Origin of the sequence: Labilithrix sp., assembly GCA_019637155.1 — a bacterium.
Lineage (GTDB): Bacteria > Myxococcota_A > Polyangia > Polyangiales > Polyangiaceae > Labilithrix.
Genome location: JAHBWE010000013.1, coordinates 117787 through 137197, shown reverse-complemented (window position 1 = coordinate 137197; position 19411 = coordinate 117787). Strand labels below are relative to the sequence as shown.

16 protein-coding genes are annotated in these 19411 nt (G+C 70.9%); 4 read left to right on the top strand and 12 right to left on the bottom strand.

Annotation, left to right across the window (positions count from 1 at the left end; genetic code table 11):
* Positions 1-14: 14 nt before the first annotated feature.
* From KF837_26920 to KF837_26900, 5 genes are all read right to left on the bottom strand, one after another.
* Positions 15-656: a hypothetical protein gene (locus KF837_26920; GenBank protein ID MBX3230983.1), complete on the bottom strand. Its 642-nt coding sequence runs from the start codon at positions 654-656 to the stop codon at positions 15-17.
* A complete protein-coding gene (locus KF837_26915) occupies positions 620-1618 on the bottom strand; it encodes a hypothetical protein (protein ID MBX3230982.1) in 999 nt (332 codons plus the stop codon). Before KF837_26915 ends, KF837_26920 begins: the two co-directional genes overlap by 37 nt.
* Entirely contained in the window at positions 1618-2493 is an 876-nt protein-coding gene (locus KF837_26910) for a hypothetical protein (GenBank protein ID MBX3230981.1), read from the bottom strand. Before KF837_26910 ends, KF837_26915 begins: the two co-directional genes overlap by 1 nt.
* Positions 2490-4121, bottom strand: coding sequence for a protein kinase (locus KF837_26905; protein MBX3230980.1), 1632 nt, complete (start codon positions 4119-4121; stop codon positions 2490-2492). Before KF837_26905 ends, KF837_26910 begins: the two co-directional genes overlap by 4 nt.
* Positions 4122-4191: 70 nt before the next feature.
* Positions 4192-5646: a hypothetical protein gene (locus tag KF837_26900; GenBank protein ID MBX3230979.1), complete on the bottom strand. Its 1455-nt coding sequence runs from the start codon at positions 5644-5646 to the stop codon at positions 4192-4194.
* Positions 5647-5857: 211 nt separating this feature from the next.
* Here KF837_26900 and KF837_26895 point away from each other — a divergent pair, with 211 nt between their 5' ends.
* Positions 5858-7243: a hypothetical protein gene (locus KF837_26895; GenBank protein MBX3230978.1), complete on the top strand. Its 1386-nt coding sequence runs from the start codon at positions 5858-5860 to the stop codon at positions 7241-7243.
* A 157-nt stretch (positions 7244-7400) separates the two neighbouring features.
* Positions 7401-7949 (top strand): hypothetical protein, encoded by a 549-nt coding sequence (locus KF837_26890; protein ID MBX3230977.1) that lies wholly within the window; start codon positions 7401-7403, stop codon positions 7947-7949.
* On the opposite strand, the gene KF837_26885 is transcribed toward KF837_26890, so the two are convergent.
* Genes KF837_26885 through KF837_26870 form a run of 4 tightly spaced genes read right to left on the bottom strand, consistent with a single transcriptional unit; the run spans position 7950 to position 12175 of the window.
* Positions 7950-10379 carry a Crp/Fnr family transcriptional regulator gene (locus KF837_26885; protein ID MBX3230976.1) on the bottom strand — a complete coding sequence of 810 codons (2430 nt, stop codon included), beginning with the start codon at positions 10377-10379 and terminating at the stop codon, positions 7950-7952.
* Positions 10373-11476, bottom strand: a complete 1104-nt coding sequence (locus KF837_26880) for a hypothetical protein (GenBank protein ID MBX3230975.1) — start codon at positions 11474-11476, stop codon at positions 10373-10375. The genes KF837_26885 and KF837_26880 overlap by 7 nt, the downstream gene beginning before the upstream one ends.
* Before the next feature lie 7 nt (positions 11477-11483).
* Positions 11484-11702 carry a hypothetical protein gene (locus KF837_26875; GenBank protein MBX3230974.1) on the bottom strand — a complete coding sequence of 73 codons (219 nt, stop codon included), beginning with the start codon at positions 11700-11702 and terminating at the stop codon, positions 11484-11486.
* Complete coding sequence (locus KF837_26870; GenBank protein MBX3230973.1) at positions 11699-12175, bottom strand: nucleoside 2-deoxyribosyltransferase; 477 nt, start codon at positions 12173-12175, stop codon at positions 11699-11701. Before KF837_26870 ends, KF837_26875 begins: the two co-directional genes overlap by 4 nt.
* A gap of 91 nt (positions 12176-12266) precedes the next feature.
* Between KF837_26870 and KF837_26865 the strand changes: the two genes are divergently transcribed.
* A complete protein-coding gene (locus KF837_26865; GenBank protein ID MBX3230972.1) occupies positions 12267-13094 on the top strand; it encodes a helix-turn-helix transcriptional regulator in 828 nt (275 codons plus the stop codon).
* Here KF837_26865 and KF837_26860 read toward each other — a convergent pair.
* Positions 13051-13746 (bottom strand): hypothetical protein, encoded by a 696-nt coding sequence (locus tag KF837_26860; protein MBX3230971.1) that lies wholly within the window; start codon positions 13744-13746, stop codon positions 13051-13053. The two genes, KF837_26865 and KF837_26860, sit on opposite strands and share 44 nt — an antisense overlap.
* Positions 13747-13885: 139 nt before the next feature.
* Here KF837_26860 and KF837_26855 point away from each other — a divergent pair, with 139 nt between their 5' ends.
* Positions 13886-15742 (top strand): hypothetical protein, encoded by a 1857-nt coding sequence (locus tag KF837_26855; GenBank protein MBX3230970.1) that lies wholly within the window; start codon positions 13886-13888, stop codon positions 15740-15742.
* A 36-nt stretch (positions 15743-15778) separates the two neighbouring features.
* Here KF837_26855 and KF837_26850 read toward each other — a convergent pair whose 3' ends face one another.
* Positions 15779-17299, bottom strand: a complete 1521-nt coding sequence (locus KF837_26850; GenBank protein ID MBX3230969.1) for a VWA domain-containing protein — start codon at positions 17297-17299, stop codon at positions 15779-15781.
* A gap of 85 nt (positions 17300-17384) precedes the next feature.
* Positions 17385-19403, bottom strand: a complete 2019-nt coding sequence (locus KF837_26845; protein ID MBX3230968.1) for an NAD(P)-binding domain-containing protein — start codon at positions 19401-19403, stop codon at positions 17385-17387.
* Between the last annotated feature and the right edge of the window lie 8 nt (positions 19404-19411).

Genomic DNA, 19411 nt, shown 5'->3' with positions numbered 1-19411 from the left:
GCGAAGCCGCGCGGTCACTGCGCGCAGTCGTCGGACGTCCGCGTGACCACCTCCGGCGTCGGCGTCGAGAGCGAGGCGTAGGCGAAGATCGTGGGGGCGTTCGCGGCGGCGTTCCATCCGATCGTGAAGTAGCCGTTGTCGTTCAGCGCCCCGATGTTGTCGGAGTCGATGAAGATGATCGACGTACCGACGTTGCTCGCACCGGCCTTGAACCACTTCGAGTAACTGTGCGCATAGAAGGCCGTCGCGTCGTTCTCGACGAGCGACCCGACGGCGAAGACGTCGCCGCTCTGGAAGACGGTGCGCTGATACGTGTAGTAGAGCGACAGGTTCGTCGCGACGGTGATCGACGATTCGCAGAAGACGATCGACGCGATCCCGCCGGTGGGCCCGCTCGGTCCTTGCGCGCCCTGCGCACCTTGCGCCCCCGTCTCGCCGCGCGCGCCCGCGGTTCCGGGCTCACCTTGCGGTCCCTGCGCACCTTGCGTCCCCTCACCTCCCGCCGGCCCCGGCGGACCGGCCGGGCCCATCGGACCTTCGCACCCGAGCACGAGCACGCTCGCCGCCACCACACCGAACAAGGCACTACGAAGCTTCATCGTTCTCTCCCTCTCCTCGCTCACTGGCAGGTGCTCGCCGCGGGCAACGCCGCACATTTCTCGTTTACGCAACGGAGCGGCCACGGACAGTACGGCGGTGACGTGCCGCCGCAAGCGTCCCCTTCCTTCGGCGCGTCCGCGCAGACGCCGGCGTCGCTGCACGCCACGCCGAACCGACAATACTGGGGTGCGTTCCCCGTCGTGACGCACGAGCCGCCGGGCCCGCTGATCGTGTACGTCCTGCACGTCCCGCCGACGCACACGAAGCCCTTCGTCGTGTCGCAGCCCGCGGCGGAGCACGGCGCGCCCGCGGTCGCGGGGAGAGGCTTGCACGTCCCGTTGTCACAGCCGTCCGGGTAGACGCACGGCTTCTCGTCGCTGCAAGACTGGTTCGTGCCCGCTTGCGTCACGCAGCGCTTGGCCGAGTTGCACACGAGACCCGCGCCGCACTGATCGCCGGCCGCGCAAGGCTGGCCGTTGTCGGGCGGGTTCACGCAGCCGCGGCAGGTGTTCTCGTCGCTCCCGCAGATGCCGCTCTCGCACTGTTGGTTCGCGAGGCAACGCTCGTCGACCTTGCGCGTGCCGCGGAGCGCGCAGGCGAATTCCCCGTCGCTCGAGCCGAACGTCGCGCAGGTCAGCGCGCGCACGTTCGCCGCGCAGTCCTGGTACGACTTCGCGGTCGCGATCGAGCCCGGCATCGCGTGGCCCCAAGCGACGGACACGTTGTTCGCCGCGACGCAGTCGTCGACGTTGCGGAAGCTGAACTCGAAGTCCGGTCCTCGGCACTCCTTGTAGCGGGCGCAGAACGCGCGCGTGTACTCCGCGATCGCCGCTTGGATCGCCGCGGCTCCGTCACCCGCGTCGGGAGGGCCCGCTTCCTGACCCGGCGTCGTCGCGGTCGGCGTCGGACCGGCGTCGTACATCGGCGCGGGCGGGAGGTCCTCGAGGCCGATGAGAGCCGTGCACGCGGTCGCGCACGCGAGGGCGGAGAAGAGGAGGGCGGCTCTGCGGAGCGACATCAGAACGCCCATCCCGTCGTCGCGGCCTGCGCGAGGGGCAGCACCTTCTTGAGCGCGGAGTCGGAGCTCTTCGGGGCGGTGAAGAAGAGGACCGCGCCGCCGACGAGGAGGACGCTCCCCGCGATGAAGCCGATCGTCGAGAAGCGGCCCCACACCTCGGCGCCGTCGTGATCGGAGAGCGCCTGCGGGTAGTTCCGGCAGTCGCTCGCGCTCTTGCAGCTCTTCTCCTGATCGCTCGCCTTCCCGATCGCCTTCACGCCGTAGAACGCGCCCACGCCGATCGCGACGACGCCCGCCGCGGCGAGGCCGAGGCCGCCGTAGCGCTGCAGCTCCGCGGTGCCTGAGCTCTCTTGCTTCGGCGGCGGTGGCGGCGGGTTCGCGGGAGGAGGTGGTGGCGGCGGCGGAGCCTCGGCGCCGAACGAGATGCGCTCCTTCCGCAGCTTCTCGCCTTCCTTCAGCACGAACGTGCGCGTGAGGGGCTTCTCGTTCGCGATCTCGAACGTGATCTCGTGCGAGCCCGGATCGATCCGCATCGGCGAGCCCGAGAGCTTGTCCACGAACGGCTTGCCGTCGACGGTCACCTTCACGTCGGCGACGTCGTGGCCCGCGGCGTCCTTCACGTCGAAGAGGATCGACGGGTACGCCGCCTCGAGCTCCTCCAGGCGCTGCTGGCAGTCCGCGCGCAGGATCTCGGGACACTTCGGATCGCTGCAGACCTGGAGCTGCGAGGCCGCCGCCGAGAGCTTGCCCTCCTTGCGCAGGGTCTGCCCCGCCGTGTTCGCTTCGATGCACTGGCCCTTCGTGATGTCGGCCGCCGAAGCGGGGACGACCGCGAACAGCCACGCCGCCGCGATGGCGGCAGGCCAACGCCTCATAGGCACTCCTCCTTGAACTTCTTGATGCCGTTCGAGTCGATGACGTACGGCGTCTTGCAGTTGGGTTTCACGACCGGCGCCGGGCCCGGCATCGGCGCCGGCGCCGCCACGACCGGACCCGGCGGCGGCTTCGGCACGACGGGCACGCTCGTCGCCGGCGTCGCGCCGGCGTCCTCCACCACCGCCACGCTCGCGTCGAGCGTCGGCACGGGCACAGGCTCGGGCACAGGCTCGGGCTCAGGCGCCGGCTCGGGCGCCGGCGACAGGACCGGCACCGTGACCGAGACCGACACGCTCGGGATCGGCGGCGTCCGCGACGACACGACGCGATGCACGCCGAAGCCGATTCCTCCCGCGACGAGCAGGAACGCGGCGACCGCGCCGACGACGATCAGCGGGTTGTTCTTCGGCACCTGCGGCGCGGTCTGCTGCCACGACTGCGAGCTGCTCGTCACGCCGAACGCAGGCGTCACGCCGGGCGGCAGCGTGCCGAGCGGCGGTCCCACCGGCGCCTGCGGCCCCGTCGAGTGCGGATGATGGAGCGTCCCGCCGCCATGCCTCGAGTCCTGCAGCGCCGCGCCCTGACTCCCGCTCGACGACGCGAGCGGCACCGAGACGGGCGCGACGACCTGGGTCGCGTTCTTCTGCCGCGACGAGGAGAGGTTCCGCTCCGACGGCCGGTGGTTCGGCGAGTCGAGCCCCGACGTCTGGACGACACGCAGGATGCGCTCGGCCGAGGACCGCGAGCGCTCGGGGGCGAACGGGAGGAGCGCGGTCGCGAGCTCGCCGATGTGCTGGTAGCGGCGGTCGCGGTCCTTCTCGAGGCAACGCATCACGACCGCCTCGAGCTGGGTCGGGATGTCCGGCCGCGTGATGCGCATCGGCGGCGCCGGCTCTTGCACGATCTTGAGGACGAGCTCCGGCAGCGTCTCCGCCTCGAACGGAACGCGGCCCATCATGATCTGGTAGAGGATGACGCCGAGCGCGTAGATGTCCGCGCGCATGTCGACGGAACGTGCAGACTGCATCTGCTCCGGGGACATGTAGAACGGCGAGCCGAGCATCGACTGCGTCTGCGTCATGTCGGAGCCGCCGGAGCCGGAGAGCGCGGTCGACTTCGAGATGCCGAAGTCGAGCACCTTGATCGAGAGGAGGCCGTCCGCGCGCCGGAGGACGAAGAGGTTCGCCGGCTTGAGGTCGCGGTGGATGATGCCGAGCGCGTGCGCCTCGACGATCGCCTCGCACGCCTGGAGGATGAAGTCCGCCGCTTGCTGCCACGGGACGGGCCCCTCGTTGTGCACGCGCGCCGCGAGGTCGACGCCGTCGAGGTACTCCATCACCATGTACGGCGCGCCGGTGTCGAGCACGCCGACGTCGATGACGCGCGCGACGTGCTCGCTCTTGATCTTCACCGCCGCCCGCGCTTCGCGCTCGAAGCGCTGCACCAGCTCCGGCCGCTTCACCGCGTCGCCGAGCAGGAACTTGATCGCGACGCGCTCGTCGAGTTGGAGGTGGTGCGCCGCGACGACGACGCCCATCCCGCCTTGTCCGAGGACATGGTCGATCTTGTACTTCCCGGCGATGACGTCACCGGGGCGTACGTACTGCTGGATCTCGACCCCGCTCAAGCGGACGTAGCATAGGGCAACGACGACCCGAGTTGTCGTGCTTCTCGTCGCGCTCCGGCGAACGAAATGACTACGGGGTCTGCGCGAGCTCCGCGTCCTCGTACGTCCGGTCGCCGAGCGCGATCCCGCGGCGGATCCAGGCGAGCGGGCGCGTCTCGTCCACCTCCTTGCCGTCGGCGGAGACGCCGAGCGAGGAGAGGAGCGCGTCGAGATCGATCCGCTCGCCGCGCGCCGCGTGCCGCTCGTACATCTCGGAGAGCACGTTCGTGCCGGTCACCTTGTCGGCGAGGGCGACGACGTCGCGCACCGTCCACACGCGGGTGGCGTCGCCGCCCTTGTCGAGCGCGGCGCGGATCACGTCGTCGAGCGAGCGCTTGCCGCGCGTCTCCTCGCGGATGCGGACGTCGGCGGCGAGGCAGAACATCGCTCCGCCCCAGTAGATCGTGTCGAGGTCGTCGCGCGCGGAGAGCCCCGCGCTCGATCCGCGCGGCGGCTGCCCGCGCGGCATGTTGCGCGCGAACTGGCGGAACACCTCCGCCTCGCTCGTCCAGCCCGCGCGCGCGCGCAAGATCGGCTCGTAGTAGGTCGCGAGCCCTTCGCCGAGCCAGCGGCCCTCGCCGCGGAAGGTGGGGAAGCCGAGGTGGAAGAGCTCGTGCACGAGGACCCAGTCCTTGTGCCGCGCGCTCGCCGGCATCTTGTCGCCGAGGACGACGACGACCGACGCGCCGGCGAGGGAGAGCACCTTCCCGAACACGACCTCGTCCTCTCCCTTCGCCGGGACGACGAAGAGCGTCGCGCGATCGACCGGGAAGCGACCGAACAGCGGCACCGTCACGTTCGCCGCCTCCTCGACCCACTCGCGGATCGCGGAGTCGGGCATCGCGTACTTCGTGTCGCCGAGGATGGCGAGGTCGAGGCGCGCCTTCTTCCCGTCCTTGCCGGGGACGTCGATCGACGTGCGCCGCATCGGACCGAACGCGGTGAAGCTGCCCTCGTCGAGATCGAACGAGCGGAACGAGTACGTCGTCCCGGTCGCGTCGGGCTCGACCGCGTTCATGCCGCTCGCGAACTGCGCGGCGTCGGGCGGATGCACGCGGACCGTCACCGGCACGTCGGTCCGCGGGACCGGGTGCACGAGCCACGCGAGCGCGGGCGACAGCGTCGCGGGGCCGACGCGGCGGGCGCAGTCGACCTCGTCCTTGCACGCGTCGGCCATCTCGCCGAGGTCGACCGTGTAGCTCACCGTGCAGCGGAAGTTGCACGAGCGCTCGAACCACTCGTTGTTGCGCCGCTCGACCGGACGAAGCGAGTCGCCCTCGCGGACCTTGAGCTCCTTCACGTGCGCGGCCGCCTCGCGCGGGATCCCGAGCCGCTCCGTCCGCGCGCCGTCGAAGGTCGCCTCCACCGTGACGACGCGCGAGCCGGCGGCGGGAGGGTCGACCTCGTAAGACCAGCTTCCTCGCGCGCTCGCTTCGGTGGCAGGTCGATAACAAGCGCTCGTCGCGAGGACGAGCAGAGGCATCACCAGACGGGGGACGCGCAACCCGGACCGCATCGCGCTCATGCCCGCCGTCTCGGTGCACCGTCGGTGCCGAGCCCCGGCGCCGCTCGACGTCGGCGAAAATGTGGATGTGGGAGGTGCGTGCGGGAGGTCCTCCCCGCGCGCCCGCGCACCACATTGTGGCGCGTGGGTCGCGTCTGGAAGCCGCACAGGCGGATGGGCTATGATCGCAAGAATGTCCGAGCTTCGCTTTTCGCGTCCGCGACTTCGTCGTCTGGGGATCCTCATCGCGGCGCTCGTCGTCCCGGCGTTCGTCTACGCGTGCGGCGGCAACGACGACGTGCTCGGTCCGCCCGACGAGCTGCCGAGCACGAACGACGGCGACGCGGGCCCGAAGCCGATCGCGACGTCGCGCCCGCAAGAGGAAGCGGAGGCGCCGAAGGTGCTGCCCCCGTCGTCGATCGCGCTCGGCGACGACTTCGCCTGCGTCGTCGCGAAGGACCGTTCGGTGTGGTGCTGGGGCAAGAACGACGTCGGTCAGCTCGGCCGCGATCCCGCCGCGACCGGATCCTGCGGCACGTTCCCTTGCTCGCCGCTGCCCTCGAAGGTCGAAGGTCTCCCGCGCATCGCGACGGTGAAGGCGGGCAAGGACTTCGCGTGCGCGCTCGACGACAAGGACCAGCTCTGGTGCTGGGGCAACAACGCGAAGGGGCAGATCCAGGGTCGCGACGTCACCTCGCGCTTCACGCCCGAGCTCGTCGCGGAGCGCGTCGCGCAGGTCGAGGCCGCGGGCGAGCACGCCTGCGTCCTGCTCGTCGACGGCGCCGTCTTCTGCTGGGGCGACAACGCGTGTCCGCTCTTCGGCCGCGCCGGCGAAGCGGTCATCGGCTCGACGCGCGTGCCGGGCCTCTTTCCGCAAGCCTCCATCTCGCTCGGCCCCGATCAGATGTGCACCGTCGCCCTCGACTCGAGCGTGCTGTGCTGGGGCACGGACCACAAAGGCTCGCTCGGCCATCCCCTGCCCTCCGACGCGACGCAGTGCAACGGCCTCCCGTTCGATCCCACGCCGAAGCGCGTCGCGGCGACGCCGGAGGGCACGGTCCTCACCGGCGCCGCGGAGGTCCGCGTCGGCCAGGGCATCGTGTGCCTCCACACGACCGACGGCGTCATCAAGTGCTGGGGCGACAACTCGCACGGCGGCCTCGGCCAGGGGATCCCCGACACGAACGAGCACCGCGTCCCGGTCGACGTGCCTCAGCTGAAGACGCTGCAGCTCGCCGTCGCGGGCGAGACCGCGTGCGCGAAGGTCGCCGACCGCCTCGTCTGCTGGGGCGACGGTCGCTACGGCCAGCTCGAGAACGTCACCGACACGACCTGCGGCGGAACGGCCTGCCGCCCGCTCGCCCACGTCGTGCCGAGCCAGAACCCGGTCCGGGAGATCGCCCTCAGCCCCTACGCGGTCGCGACGATCAAGCCGGACGCGTCGCTCTGGATCTGGGGCAAGAACGACAGCGCCGAGACGGGCGCGCCGCAAGCCGAGACGACCAACGTCAGCTGCGCCGGCGGGAGCACGTGCATCCCGAGCCCGCGCATGCTCACGACCGCGCCGCCGCTCGAGTAATCCGTCCAAAAGCCAAAATTCGATTTTTGTGCTAATTTAGAATGACGAGCCGCAGCCCAGGCTGTCCTCCTCGCCACCGTAGATTGCATCATGCATGTGCGCGATCATGCAGATGAACCGTCAAGGCACTTGGCCGGCGTGCGGATAAGCTTCGCCCATGCCGACCGTCGTGCTCGCTGCTGGCGGCAGCCTCGAGACTGCCATGCTCCCCCAGCGTCTCCTCTACCTTCGCGCCGACTACGGGGTCGAGGTGCGCGCGGCGGTGTCGGCGGGGGCGCTCGAGTTCGTGACGCGGACTGCGCTGATGGGGGTGACCGGCTCGTTCGTCTACGAGCCCGACACTCGCTTCGCGCCTGGCAGCGCGGTCCCCGTGCACCTCTCCCTCGCCGACGCCGATCTCCTCGTCCTCCACCCCGCGACCGCACGCGTCCTCTCGCAGTGCGCGCTCGGCGAGGTGACGTGCCCCGTCACCAGGCTATTTGCGTTCAGCGCCAAGGATCGCATCCTCGTCGCGCCGGCGATTCATCCGCGCATGGACCGCCGCATCTACGAGCCTCACGTCGCCAGGCTCCGCGATCTCGGCTGCGAGGTGCTCGGCGGACCCGACCTCTGGGCGACATGGCACGACGCGGAGACGCGCATCGTCGCTCGCCTTGGTCTCACGAAGAAGACTCGGACGGGCGACGTGCTCCTCGACGAGCTCTAGCTAGCCGACGCCGCCGCGCGCGCGGAGCACCTGGCTCGCGTCGCGCAGCTTCTTCGAGAGCACGCGCAGGAACGCCTCGTAGATCTGGGGCTCGGCGCGACCGACGCGCGCGATCGCGGCGCCCGAGAGGGTCAACACACGGCACGGCGTGAGCGCTCGAGCGGTCGCGGAGCGTGGCATTCCCTCGAAGAGCGCCATCTCGCCGAAACACATCGAAGGTCCGAGGCGATCGAGCGTGACGGTCTGACCGTTCACCTCCGCCTCGATCCCGACCTGGCCGGAGAGGACGACGAAGAGGCGATCCCCCACGTCGCCTTCGCGGAAGAGCTCGGCGTCGCGCGGGAACGTCTGCACCATCGCGACCTCCGCGATCTCGCGGAGCTGGTCGAGGGCGACGGCCCCGAAGAGCGGGACCGCGCGGAGGTGAACGAGCTTCTCGATCGTCAGCATGGTGTCCTTCGTGGGAGAGAGCGCGAGCGACGCGAGCTCGGGAAGAGAGGGCGAGGGCGCGACGCCCGACGATGAGGCCTCGCCGCGGAGGATGAGCTCGGCCCGCGCGCGGAGATCGGGCGGCGCCGCGTTCGCGAGCACGGCGCAGACGACATCGTCGATCGGCCCGCGCGCGCTCGCGCCGGCGGCCAGGTTCGCGACCGCGCTCGACGTGTGACGCGGCGCGAGCGCGCGGAGCGCCTCGAGCGCCTCCGCGCGTGCCGACATCGCGAGCACCTCCGCCGCGAGCGCCTCCGCCGTCGCCGGCTCGGCCGCGAGCAGCGGCGTGCGCCGCACGAGCAAGGCCTCGGCATGCGTCAGGAGCTCGGTCGCGAGCTGCTTCACGACCGGATCGGCGGCGGGCTCCACGCCGGCGAGATCCGCGCGTGCCGCCGCGACGCGCAGATCCGTCGAGGCGGCCCACACGAACGGGCGCCGCAACGCGGTCATGAGCGCGTCCCACTGCGGACCGCCACGGGCGGGGAGGTGCGGCAGCGCCAGCTCCGCCACATCCTGCGCATCGAGGCGGTCGAGGAGCGCGTGCGCGACCGCGGTCGCCGCCGCGTCCGCTTCGAAGGGGTCGGCGAGCTCGGCGATCGCGTGCGGCGCGCCGACCGCGTCGCCGCTCGCGAGGCGCATGATCGAGCGCCGGACGCGAGCGGGCACGTCGATCAGCGCGACGCGCGGCAGCTCGGCGAGCGTGCGGCCGTGCGCCTCCCAGGCCTCGAGGAGCGCGGCGCTCTTCTCGGGATCGAGGAGGAGCGCCTCCACGACGCTCGCGTCCGTGCTGCGATCCGCGGCGGCGAGCTCGAGGTCGAGCGCATCGGAGCGGAGACCTTCGGGGCGACCTTCGAAGGCACGGCCGGCGAGCGCACGGAGGCGGACGAGGAGGCGCGCGCGCTCCGGGGAGCCCCGCGCCTCGAGCTGGTCGAGCGCGCTCGAGTCACCGCCCGGCCAGCGCCGTACGAGCGCGTCGAGCGCGTCGTCGTATTCGACCGCGCGCGCGGCGACGGCAGCGATCGCGTCCGCGCCCTGAAGCTCGAGGAGCCCCTCGGCGGCGCTCGCGCGATACTCGGGCACGTCGAGCATGGAGAGGAGCACGCTCGCGACCTCGTCGCCTCGCGTGCGCTGGTCGCGCGCGCGAAACACGTGCTCGTTGAGCACGTCGTCGAGCGACGGCCGCACCGCGCGCGCGAGGTAGCTCTCGACCCAGGTGAGCCCGAGGTGCCAGTAGTCGGCGGGGTTGCTCGTGTAGCGCGTGTCGACGTGCTGCCGCGCGAGCTCTCGCGCCGCGCCGGCGTCACCCACCGCCGACGCCGCGCCGGCCGTGAGCTGGAGCAGCTCGTCGAGCGGGATGCTGCGCCTCGCGGCGAGCCGCTCGAGCCGCTCGAGCTCCGCGCGATCGAGCCGCGCCGTCGCGACGAGGACATCGCCGATCTCGGGGACGAACGCGGCGCCCGGTGAGCCGCCGAAGCTCTCGGCGAGCCGCGCGATCGAGCGAGCGCACGCGGCGCGGAGAGGCTCGAGCGTCGCGCGACGCGAGGGCATCGCCCCGACCATCGCCGCGGCCATGCGATCGCACACCTGCTCCTCGATGAAGTGGCTCGCCGACGCCACACCGCGCGTCATGCGGAGGTGATGCGAGGCCTCGTGGCACATGATGAACGGGAGCGCGACCTCGTAGAAGAGGGCCGCGTCGTCGACGGACGTGCACCCCATCATGCGGCAGTAGAAGAGCCAGCGCGCGCGATCGACCGGGCCCTCGACGACAGGAGGACAGAAGCCGATCACGCGATCCTCGTGCACGTAGCCGGGGCACGGATGCGGGTCCGCCGCCACGCGGAGGTCGGGGCTCAGCGTGACCTCGTAGGGCGCGAGCACGGCCGCGAGCTCGGCCAGGATCGCGGTCGCCTCCCCGATCCAGTCTTCGCGGGTCAGCACGGGGACAGCGCTCTCCCGGCCAGCCGCTCGAGCCCGGCATGGCAGGCGCCGTAGCACGACGCGACCTCGGCCAGCTCCGGCGCGAGCCAGCGCGAGGCGAGCGCGATCTCCTCGACGCCCGCGCGACGGAGCGCAGGCGCGGTGAGCCACGGACCGCCGAGCCCGAACACGAGCGCGCGCTCGCGAGCGTGCGCGGGGGAAGCGGCGAGCGCGAGGCGGAGCTCGCCGGCGAGGCGATCGATCGCGAGCTCGAGGTAGTGCCGCGCGAGGCCGATGAGCTCCTCCTCGCTCGCCATGTTCGCGTCGAGGTTGACGGAGTCGGCGATCGCTCGCAGCGCGCTCTCCTTCCGCGGCGCGAGCCCGAACAGGCTCAGCTTCGTCGCGAGCTCCGGCGGCGCGAGGTCGAGCGCGGAGACGACGGCATCGAAGGTCACGCCGCGCGGCAGCACGGGGAAGCGCCGATCACCGACCGGCACCTCCGGCGCGAGGCACTCCAGCGGCAGCGTCTGCGATCCGATCCACGCGGCTTTTCCCGAGCGCAGGCGGTGCTCGAGGTAGCGCGCGCGATCGATCTTCACGTGCGGCTCGATCTCGCCGTCGACGATGGCGGCGACCTGAGAGGTCGTCCCCCCCGTGTCCACCACGAGCCCGCTCGCGCCGAGCCACTCGAGCCGGCGCGCGAGGACGGCGGCGCCAACGCCGTTCGTGAACGTGAGCGCCCCGAGGAGCTCCGGCGATCCGGAGGCGATCTCCGAGGCGCTCACGAGCTCACCGTCGTGTGCGAGGGCGAAGCACTCCGCCGCGGGGACCGTACGCGCGATGAGGGCCATCGTGTGGACGATCCCCTCGCGGTACGTCGGGTACGCGTAGCCGGAGCTCGTGACGACGACGACCAGCGAGATCTCGCCCTTCGCGTCGCCGAGGAACTCGTCGACGAGCGGCGGAACGCCGACCTCGAAGTCGCGATGACGCCGGTAGCGCGCGCGATCGTCGTAAGGGAGGGGACGGCTCATCCAGCGCGGCTGCCCGCGTCCGGCGACGCACAGCTTCAGCTTCGCGTTGCCGACGTCGACGCCGAGGACGAGGCCACTCCCCACCGCCGGTTCAGCAGGCGGCGCGGCGCTTCGCGGGGTCGGTGCTGGACGCGTACTCGGCCGCGAACTGCTTGAACTCGTCGACCGACATGGCCTTCACCGCCGCGACCTCGTCGGCGGTGAACGTCGCGCCGAGCTCGGTCGCCGCGGCGTTGGGATCGGCGAGGAGACGGTCGCGGTACGCCTCATCGGCGAGCGCGCGCTCGAGAATCTTGGTGACGTCGCTCATCGTGATTCTCTCCCTGCTTGAACCAGCTGCTCGATGTGATCGCCGAGGTCGGCGTGGCGCGCGCACCGGCGAACGGGCACCGACCGGAGGATGGGGTCACGCTTGACCATCTCGAACAGTATGTCCTCGAGACATATCACACAAGTCAGGTTGCCCTTGACCATCCAGTGCTGGAGGAAGCGCGCGCTCGCCTGGCAGATCCCGATGAGCGGCTTCTTCTTCGCCGCGAGCCACCCGGCTTCGCTCGCGCAGTCGACGCCGAACGCATCGAGCAGGAGGAGCGCCGCGTCGCAGCGTTCCATCTCCTCGATGCAGCGTTCGTAGATCGCCCGCGGGAGGTCGGCGTGTGGAACCGCGGGCGTGAACTCCTGCGGCAGGATCAGCTCGAAGCGGGAGGCGGGCAGCACCTCCCGCAGCCGCGCGTTCAGCGGCCCATTTGCGATCGCAGCCGAGAGGTAGAGACCGAGGGGCATCCCGCCTCCACTCCAGCACATGCCGCCGCGCGCTGCCAGACGATGACGAGCGGGCTCCCGGGAGGGACGAACGCCGCGTAAGCTCGATCCCGTGCGACCAACCGAGCCTTCGAGCGCGGACCTTCGCAACGTGATCATGTTGGCCGGTGAGGTCGGCGAGCTCTTCGCCACCTCGATCGCCGACGCGCGGAAGCATCTCGTGGCGAGCGTCCCGCGGCTCATCGGGGAGTCGACGACGTGGTGGCTCATCGCCCAGCGCGGAGGATCGGCCGCGGACCTCAGCGTGATCACGTCGGAGCTCGTCGGCCTCGACGAGTCGACCCTCCGCCGCTGGCAGAGCGGATACCTCGGCGCCTACACCTATCGCGACCACCCGATGTGGCGGCGCATCTACGAGACCCCCTCCAAGCGGACCGTACGTCGTGAAGAGCTCGTGGCGGATCGCGAATGGAACAGCAGCGCTCACGTCGCGGACTGGACGCACGGCCTGGGATTCGACGACACCCTCGGCAGCATTGCTCCGCTCGGGCCCGACACCTTCGTCACGCTCGCCGTCTGCCGGCCCGTGCGCCAGCGCCGCTTCACGGCGCGCGACGCCAAGCTCGTCGACATGCTCCAGACGAGCCTCTCCTGGATGAACCGCGCCGTGTACGAAGGGCTCACGAAGCACCCGCGCGTGGTCCTCCGCGGACGCCTCGGCCGGCGTCACGCTCGCGTGCTCGACGTGCTGCTCTCCGGGAAGAGCGAGAAGGAGGCCGCCGGCGCCCTCGGCTTGAGCACGCGCACCGTCCACAAATACGTCGAGCACATCTATCGCGTATTCTCGGTCAGCAGCCGCGCCGAGCTGATGGCCCTCTGGATCGATTCAGAATGGGCTATTTCGGACAGCGACTGCAGCTGTCGACATTCCCGGCCTTGAAGCACGCGGCGCAATCGCAGAAGTCCTGAAAGCGCTCGCACACGGAGCCGCTCTCCGCCCGCACGCCCTCGAACTTCGTTGGGCCGCTGACCCCCGACTTCATGAGGCTGCTCCAGTTCGTCTTCTTCTGCGCGATCGAATACGCGAGGAGCATCCCGTGCGGAGACGCATCTCCGAAGATGGGATTCTGCTTCAGGATCTCGACCGCCGCGCGGCCGTTCGCGGCCGGCTGGTCATCGACGGTGTAGCTGCCGTCGGGGTTCTTGATGATGAGCACGTCCTTGTCTTCGCTCTCCATCAGGATGGCGCTCTCGCGCGGCACGAAGACCACTGCGCGGAAGTTCTTCGTCACGAGGTCCTCGACCTCGAGCACCTGCGTCCCCGACTTCGGGTCCTCGACGTCGACGAAGAAGTCGAGCTCGGTGAGCCGAACCTCGTGCACGCCGAGGCCTTTGATCTCGACCTTCGCCGTCTCGGTCCGCGTCCAGTGCGAGTCCAACTCCTCGGCTTCGACGTCGTCCCACGCGAACTCTTCCACCTCGAAGCCGATCTCCTCGTCTTCGTAGTACTCCTCGTAGTCTGGGTCGTTCTTGCCGCTGCTACAGCTCAAGGCGACGCAGGCCGCGATGACCAGACCAGAACCAATGCGCATCGAGTCCTCCTCGGACGGAATGCTCGATCGTCCCCCTGCCGGCCGTCCGCGCGAAGGTAGCCAAAGAGCTACGTAGACCTCGGGCTACGGCCGCGGTCTCTCATGGGTCGTGGCGCTCCTTGGTCATCTCGCGGCTGGCGTGCTGATCGGCCTGTCGCGCCAGGCGCCGTGGCTCTGGCCGCTCGCCGTCGTCGGGATGGTCCTCTGGGCCTACATCATCGTCCGGACGCCGCGGCGCTGGATGCTCGTGGTGGGCATCCTCGCCTCGCAACTCGTGAGCCACGGGCTCTGGCTGCAGTGGTCATTCGAGATGACGGCGGTCTTCTTCCCGGGGAAGACCGCGACCGCGCGCGAGATCGCGCTCGCGTTCATCGTTCTCGAGGCGCTGCCGACGACGGCGCTGCTGGTGATCGCCGCGGCGGCGTCCTTCGAACGGAGGGTCCCGGTGTGCGTCTGGTTCCCCCTCGCGTGGGCGCTGGGCGAGCAGCTGCAGTGGCCCCTCACCAACATCACCGTCGAGTGGCTGGGGATCTTTCACACGGTGGAGCCGATGCTCCGGTCGGTCGCGCGCTTCGGCCTCGTGCCGACGCTCGTGATGGGTCTCTTCATCCTCGTCGGCGCGGGAGAGGCGATCGGGAAGTGGGACCGGCGGATCGCCCTTCCGGCGGCCGTGCTCTTCGTCGTCCTGCTCGTCCTTCCACGACCGCGCGAGCGGGACCGCCACGTGCTCGAGGGCATGGGCGCCGTACACATGAAGAGCGACTATGCCTTTCCCACCGTCGACGAGCCCGATCTCGATCTGGTCGTGTGGCCCGAAGGGAGCTTCTCGGCGAGCCCTCGGATCGGAGAGGGCCCCGCCCGCGATACGCGCCTCGACTGGCCGATCGGCGGAGCCGCCACGACCCACCTCGCCGGTCTCCTCACCCATCGCGGGACGCACTCGTTCAACTCCGCCGTGGTGGTCGAGCCGAATGGCGAAATCACCAGTGCTCGGGCGAAGCAAGTCCTCTTTCCGATCACGGAGCGGCGGATATTCGGGATTGGCCAAAAGGCATTCAAGCCCGGCACGAACGTCCCGCTGCTGACGGCCGCGAACCGGAGACTGATCCCGCTGGTCTGTTTTGAATTCATGGCTCGACACCTCATTTCGCAGGGGCGCGACGCGGGTGGCGACGTCATCGTCGTCCTCTCGAGCGAGCGCTATCAGGCATTCTCGGAGGCCTCGGCCAATCAGGTTCGCGGCATCCTCGCGCTCCGGGCGGCCGAGCTCCGTCTGCCCGTCGTGTACGCGTCGATCGAGGGGCACGGCTGGATCCTCTCCGCCGAAGGCCAGGTGCTCGCCGAAGGCAATCGCTACGAGAGCGGCATCCTCTCGTGGAGCGACGCTCACGGCGCACGCGACCATCGGCCGGCGCCGCGGCCGACGACGGCCGTCGTCTACGCTCGCGACACGCCGCAGCTCCGGGTCGATTGCCCGCCCGGACGATGCGACTACCACGCGCTCGACGAGGTGCGCTGCGACGGGACGAAGCGCGCGACGGTGATCGTCTCCGGGCACAGCCTGCCGCCGACGTACCTCGGGGCGACGCCGGACGACCTCGCGGCGAAGGTCGCTTGCTTCGACCCCGAGCTCGTCGTCCTCGACACCTGCTTCGGCGCGTCGACGCCGGTCCTCGACGCGCTCGCGCGCCGGACGAAGGCGCTCGTCGTCGCGTCGCCCGACTACGTCTCGGGCCTCGGATTTCACTACGCGCCCGAGTTCTTCGCGGACGGGACGCCGGACGCGCGCGCAGAGGGCGTACGGCGTCGAGCGGGACTCGTCACGCGCTGGCGACCGGAGCCGAGCGAGCTCGCGGCGCTCGACGAGCAGGCCCTCGCCTTCGATCGCGACGGGCTGCGCCGGCGCCTCCGGAGCTGGAACCCCACGCTCATCGCGCTCGAGCTCCCCGACCAGCAGCAGGTCCTCGTCCCGATCGACTGGCACCGCGCGCGCTGATCAGAACCCGGCTCGAGCGGCTCGCGAGCAATCCGTCTAAAAGCCGAAATCCGCTGCTTTCTGTTGGTTCGAGCGGACCTGGGCCTTGCCCTCACGCGAGCCCGGACCGGCGGCGGGGGCGCCGGCCTTCGCGGGCGGGGGCTGCGCGAACTGGCGCTCCGCCTCGGCGAGCGCGACGGACTGATCGTCGAGGTCCTTCGTGACGCTCCGCGAAGGGCGCCGCGGCGCGATCGTGGCGGGCGCGGCCGAGGCGGCGGCGACGATCGAGGACTCCTTCTTCCGCAGCTCCGCGTTGCGGGTGGCGAGCTTCGCGCGCGCGTCGCCGACGCGGCCCTGCTCGAAGAGCTTGTTCGCTTCGGTGAGCGTCTGCGCGGTGCGGCTCCGCTCGAGGCGCGCGGCGACGAACGGGTCGAGGTCCGTCTGCTCCGAGCCGTCCTCCTTCACCGCGAGGGTGAGCGACGCGTCGCATGAGCCGTCGGACTTCTTGACGAGGTCGCGGAACGCGAGCTTGAGGTCGGCGACGGGCTGCTCGCCGTCGCGATCGGTCGGCACGCGGAGCTTCACGAGCACCGTCTTCTCCTGCTTCGCGCTGAACGTGCCGAACGGGACGACGATCTTGTTGCCTTCGCGGCGGAAGGTGCGGTCGAACACCTCCTCGACCTCGACGCCGGGCGCGAGCTCGATCGCGAGCTCGCTCTCCTTCGCGACCGACGCGAGGAGGTCGTCGAACTCCTGCGCGAAGACGGCGGGGAGGCCGCTCGCGTTCGCGACGAAGTAGTGGCGCCCGTTCCCCTCGTTCGCGATCGCGGCCATCATCTTCTCGTCGAAGTCGACGTCGACGCCGATGGTGGAGATCGTGACGCCGCGGCCGCGCATGTCGCTCGCCTTCGCGCGCATGCCGGACATGTCGCGGACGCCGTTGTTCGTGACGCCGTCGGAGAGGAGGATGACGCGGTTCAGGCGATCGCCGCCGAGCGTCGTCCGCTCGAGCTGGTTCATGCCTTCGTCGAGGCCGCACGAGATGCAGGTGTCGCCGCCGAGGCGGATCGCACGGATCGCCGCCTCGATCGAGGAGCGGTTGCCGGCGCTGACGCGCGTGGGAGGCACGACGACGGAGGCGGACGTGTCGAAGCTGACGACGGTGATGCTGTCGCCGTCGCGCATGCGCTCGAGCGCGCCGACCGCCGCGTTCATCGCGTTCGCGATGCGGTCGCCCTTCATCGAGCCGGAGCGATCGATGACGACGGCGAGGTTCATCGGCGTCGCGCTCGCGCCGGCGGCGGCCTCGTCGGCGCCGGTGACCTGCGCGAAGAGGTACGTCTCGCCGCGCCCGGACTTCCCGAGCGTGGCATGCCCGAGCCGCGCGTCGACGAGGAGCGTGTCCCCCGCGGTGACGCGGGAGCCGACCTGCGACCACGCCCCACCCTTCCCTTGCGCCGCGATCTGGGCCGTGGGCGGCTCCGCCGTCACGCTGGGCTGAACCGGGATCGCGAACGCCCCCGCGGCCGAGAGGAGAACACCGCAAGTAGCGAGAATAATGGTGGTCTTCAGCTTCATTTAGCGCGGCTCCGACACGCTTCTACGGCCCACGACGCGGAAGGTTCTACGCCACAACGCGTCGCGCGGCGAGACCTTGCACCCCTCAACGCGGGCGGCGGATCCCTGCGCGCTCGAGGAGGTCCCAGCTCGGGACGCCGCCGATGAGGACGAGGACGGCGTCGGTGGCGAGCGTGCGGCGGCCCTTGTGTGGGCCCGCCGTCTCGAGGACGGTGGCCGTGGGTGTGATCGACACCGGGGTCGTCTCGAAGAGGAGCTTCACCTTCTTCTCGGCGACGAGCTGCTCGAGCTGGCGGATGTTCTTCGCCTTGCCGCGCGCGAAAGACGAGCCGCGGTAGGTCACGGTGACGGTCGTGCTCGGCTGGCGCGCGAGGGCGATCGCGGCCTCCATCGCGCTGTCGCCGAGGCCGACGACGAGCACCTTCTTGCCTTCGAAGCTGCGCGCGTCGGCGAGCGCGTAGAAGACGTGGTCGATCGCGGCGGGGTCGATCGCGGCCTCGAGGCGACGCGGCGTGCCGCGACGGCCGATCGCGAAGATGACGCGCGCGGCCTCGAACGTGACCTGCCTCCCGTCGTGCTCCGCCGTCACGACGAAGCGATCGCTCGTGCGCGCGACGTCGACGACGCGATGGCCCTCGCGTACGTCGAGCGCGCGGGCGCGGACGATGCGCGTCCACTGCGCGAGGAGCTCCTCTTTCGTCGCTTGCTCGAGCCAGAGCTCGCCCTCGACCGGGAGATCGAGCGGCGGATCGTGGACGATCTTGTCGCGCGGGAAGCTCTTGATGCTCGCCGCGACGGTCGCCTGCTCGACGACCACGCACGAGAGGTCCTTCTCCTTCGCCCGCAGCGCGGCGCTGAGGCCCGCGGGGCCCGCGCCGATCACGAGCACGTCGGTTCGGCCCTGCGCGCGCTCGCGCCGCCCGAGCGTGGCGGCGATGCGGTCGACCGCGCGGACGCCCTGGTTGATCGCGTTCTTGATGAGCGGGAGGCCGGTGAGATCGCCGGCGAGGAAGAGGCCGGGGACGTCCTTCGACTCGAGCGCGTCGTCGGTCGCGGGTCGATCGAGGATCGGCTCGCCCTCCGCGACCTGGAGCGATCCGTTCGGGCAGACCTGCTCGCAGAGCACGACGCCGCAACACTCCTCGGGGCGCGCGACGACGGCGACGTACTTCTCGATCGTGAGGACGTCGAACGGACACGCATCGACGCACGCGTAGCAGCCGAGGCACGTCGACGGATTGATGACGGGCAGCTTCTTCACCGCCGCCGGGACGGCGGGAGACTTCGCGACGGGCCCGTCGGCCGCGCGGCGGCGACGGCGCTCGAGCAGCGTGCTCGCGGTCCCGAGGGCGAGCGCGCCCGCGAGCGCGCCGCCGGCCGGCACCCACGGCGTGCCCTCCTTCTTCGGCGTCGCCACCCACGGCGTCGTCGCCGCGACGTCCGCCGCGGCGTCCCACGCGATGAAGCGCGCCGCGTCGTGCTGCTTCGCGCAGACCTCCTTGCCGCTGGACGGATGGGTCTCCCGCACGCGCGCGTGCTCGTCGAAGCAGAGCGAGACGTCCTTCGGCGCGCCCGCGTCCGCGCCGGTCCGTCGCGCCGGCACGCAGGCGGAGACGGGATCGCTCGCGCGCGTGAGGTCGTGACACTTCGCGCACGCCGTCGTCGCAACGAGCGGCACCGTCGTCCCTCTCGCGATCGTCCCGTTCTGGCGCGGGACGATCACCTCCGCGCTCGCGCCCCAGCGAACGACGCGCCCGTCGTCGAAGGTCACGCCCTGCGCACCCGCGTGCTGCTTGTGGCACGTGAGGCAGGTCATCTCGCCCTTCGCGATCATCTTCTGATGCCCCGCCCGCGTCGACGCATGAGATCCGCCGTGGCAGGTCTTGCACACCGCCGCCGGCGCCGGCGTGCTCGTCGCCTCGCCGTGGCACGAGGCGCATCCGAGCTTCGCGTGCGGCCGCGCGATCGGGCGCGGGGTGGAGAGCGGCGTGCCCTCCGCCGCGACCGCGATGCTCACGCCGGCCGCCGCGCCGACCGCGGAGAGCAAGAGCGTGCGCGGCCGCGCGACGTCGCTCGTCCGCAGCGCCTTGGGCGCCTTCCTCATCGCGCGGG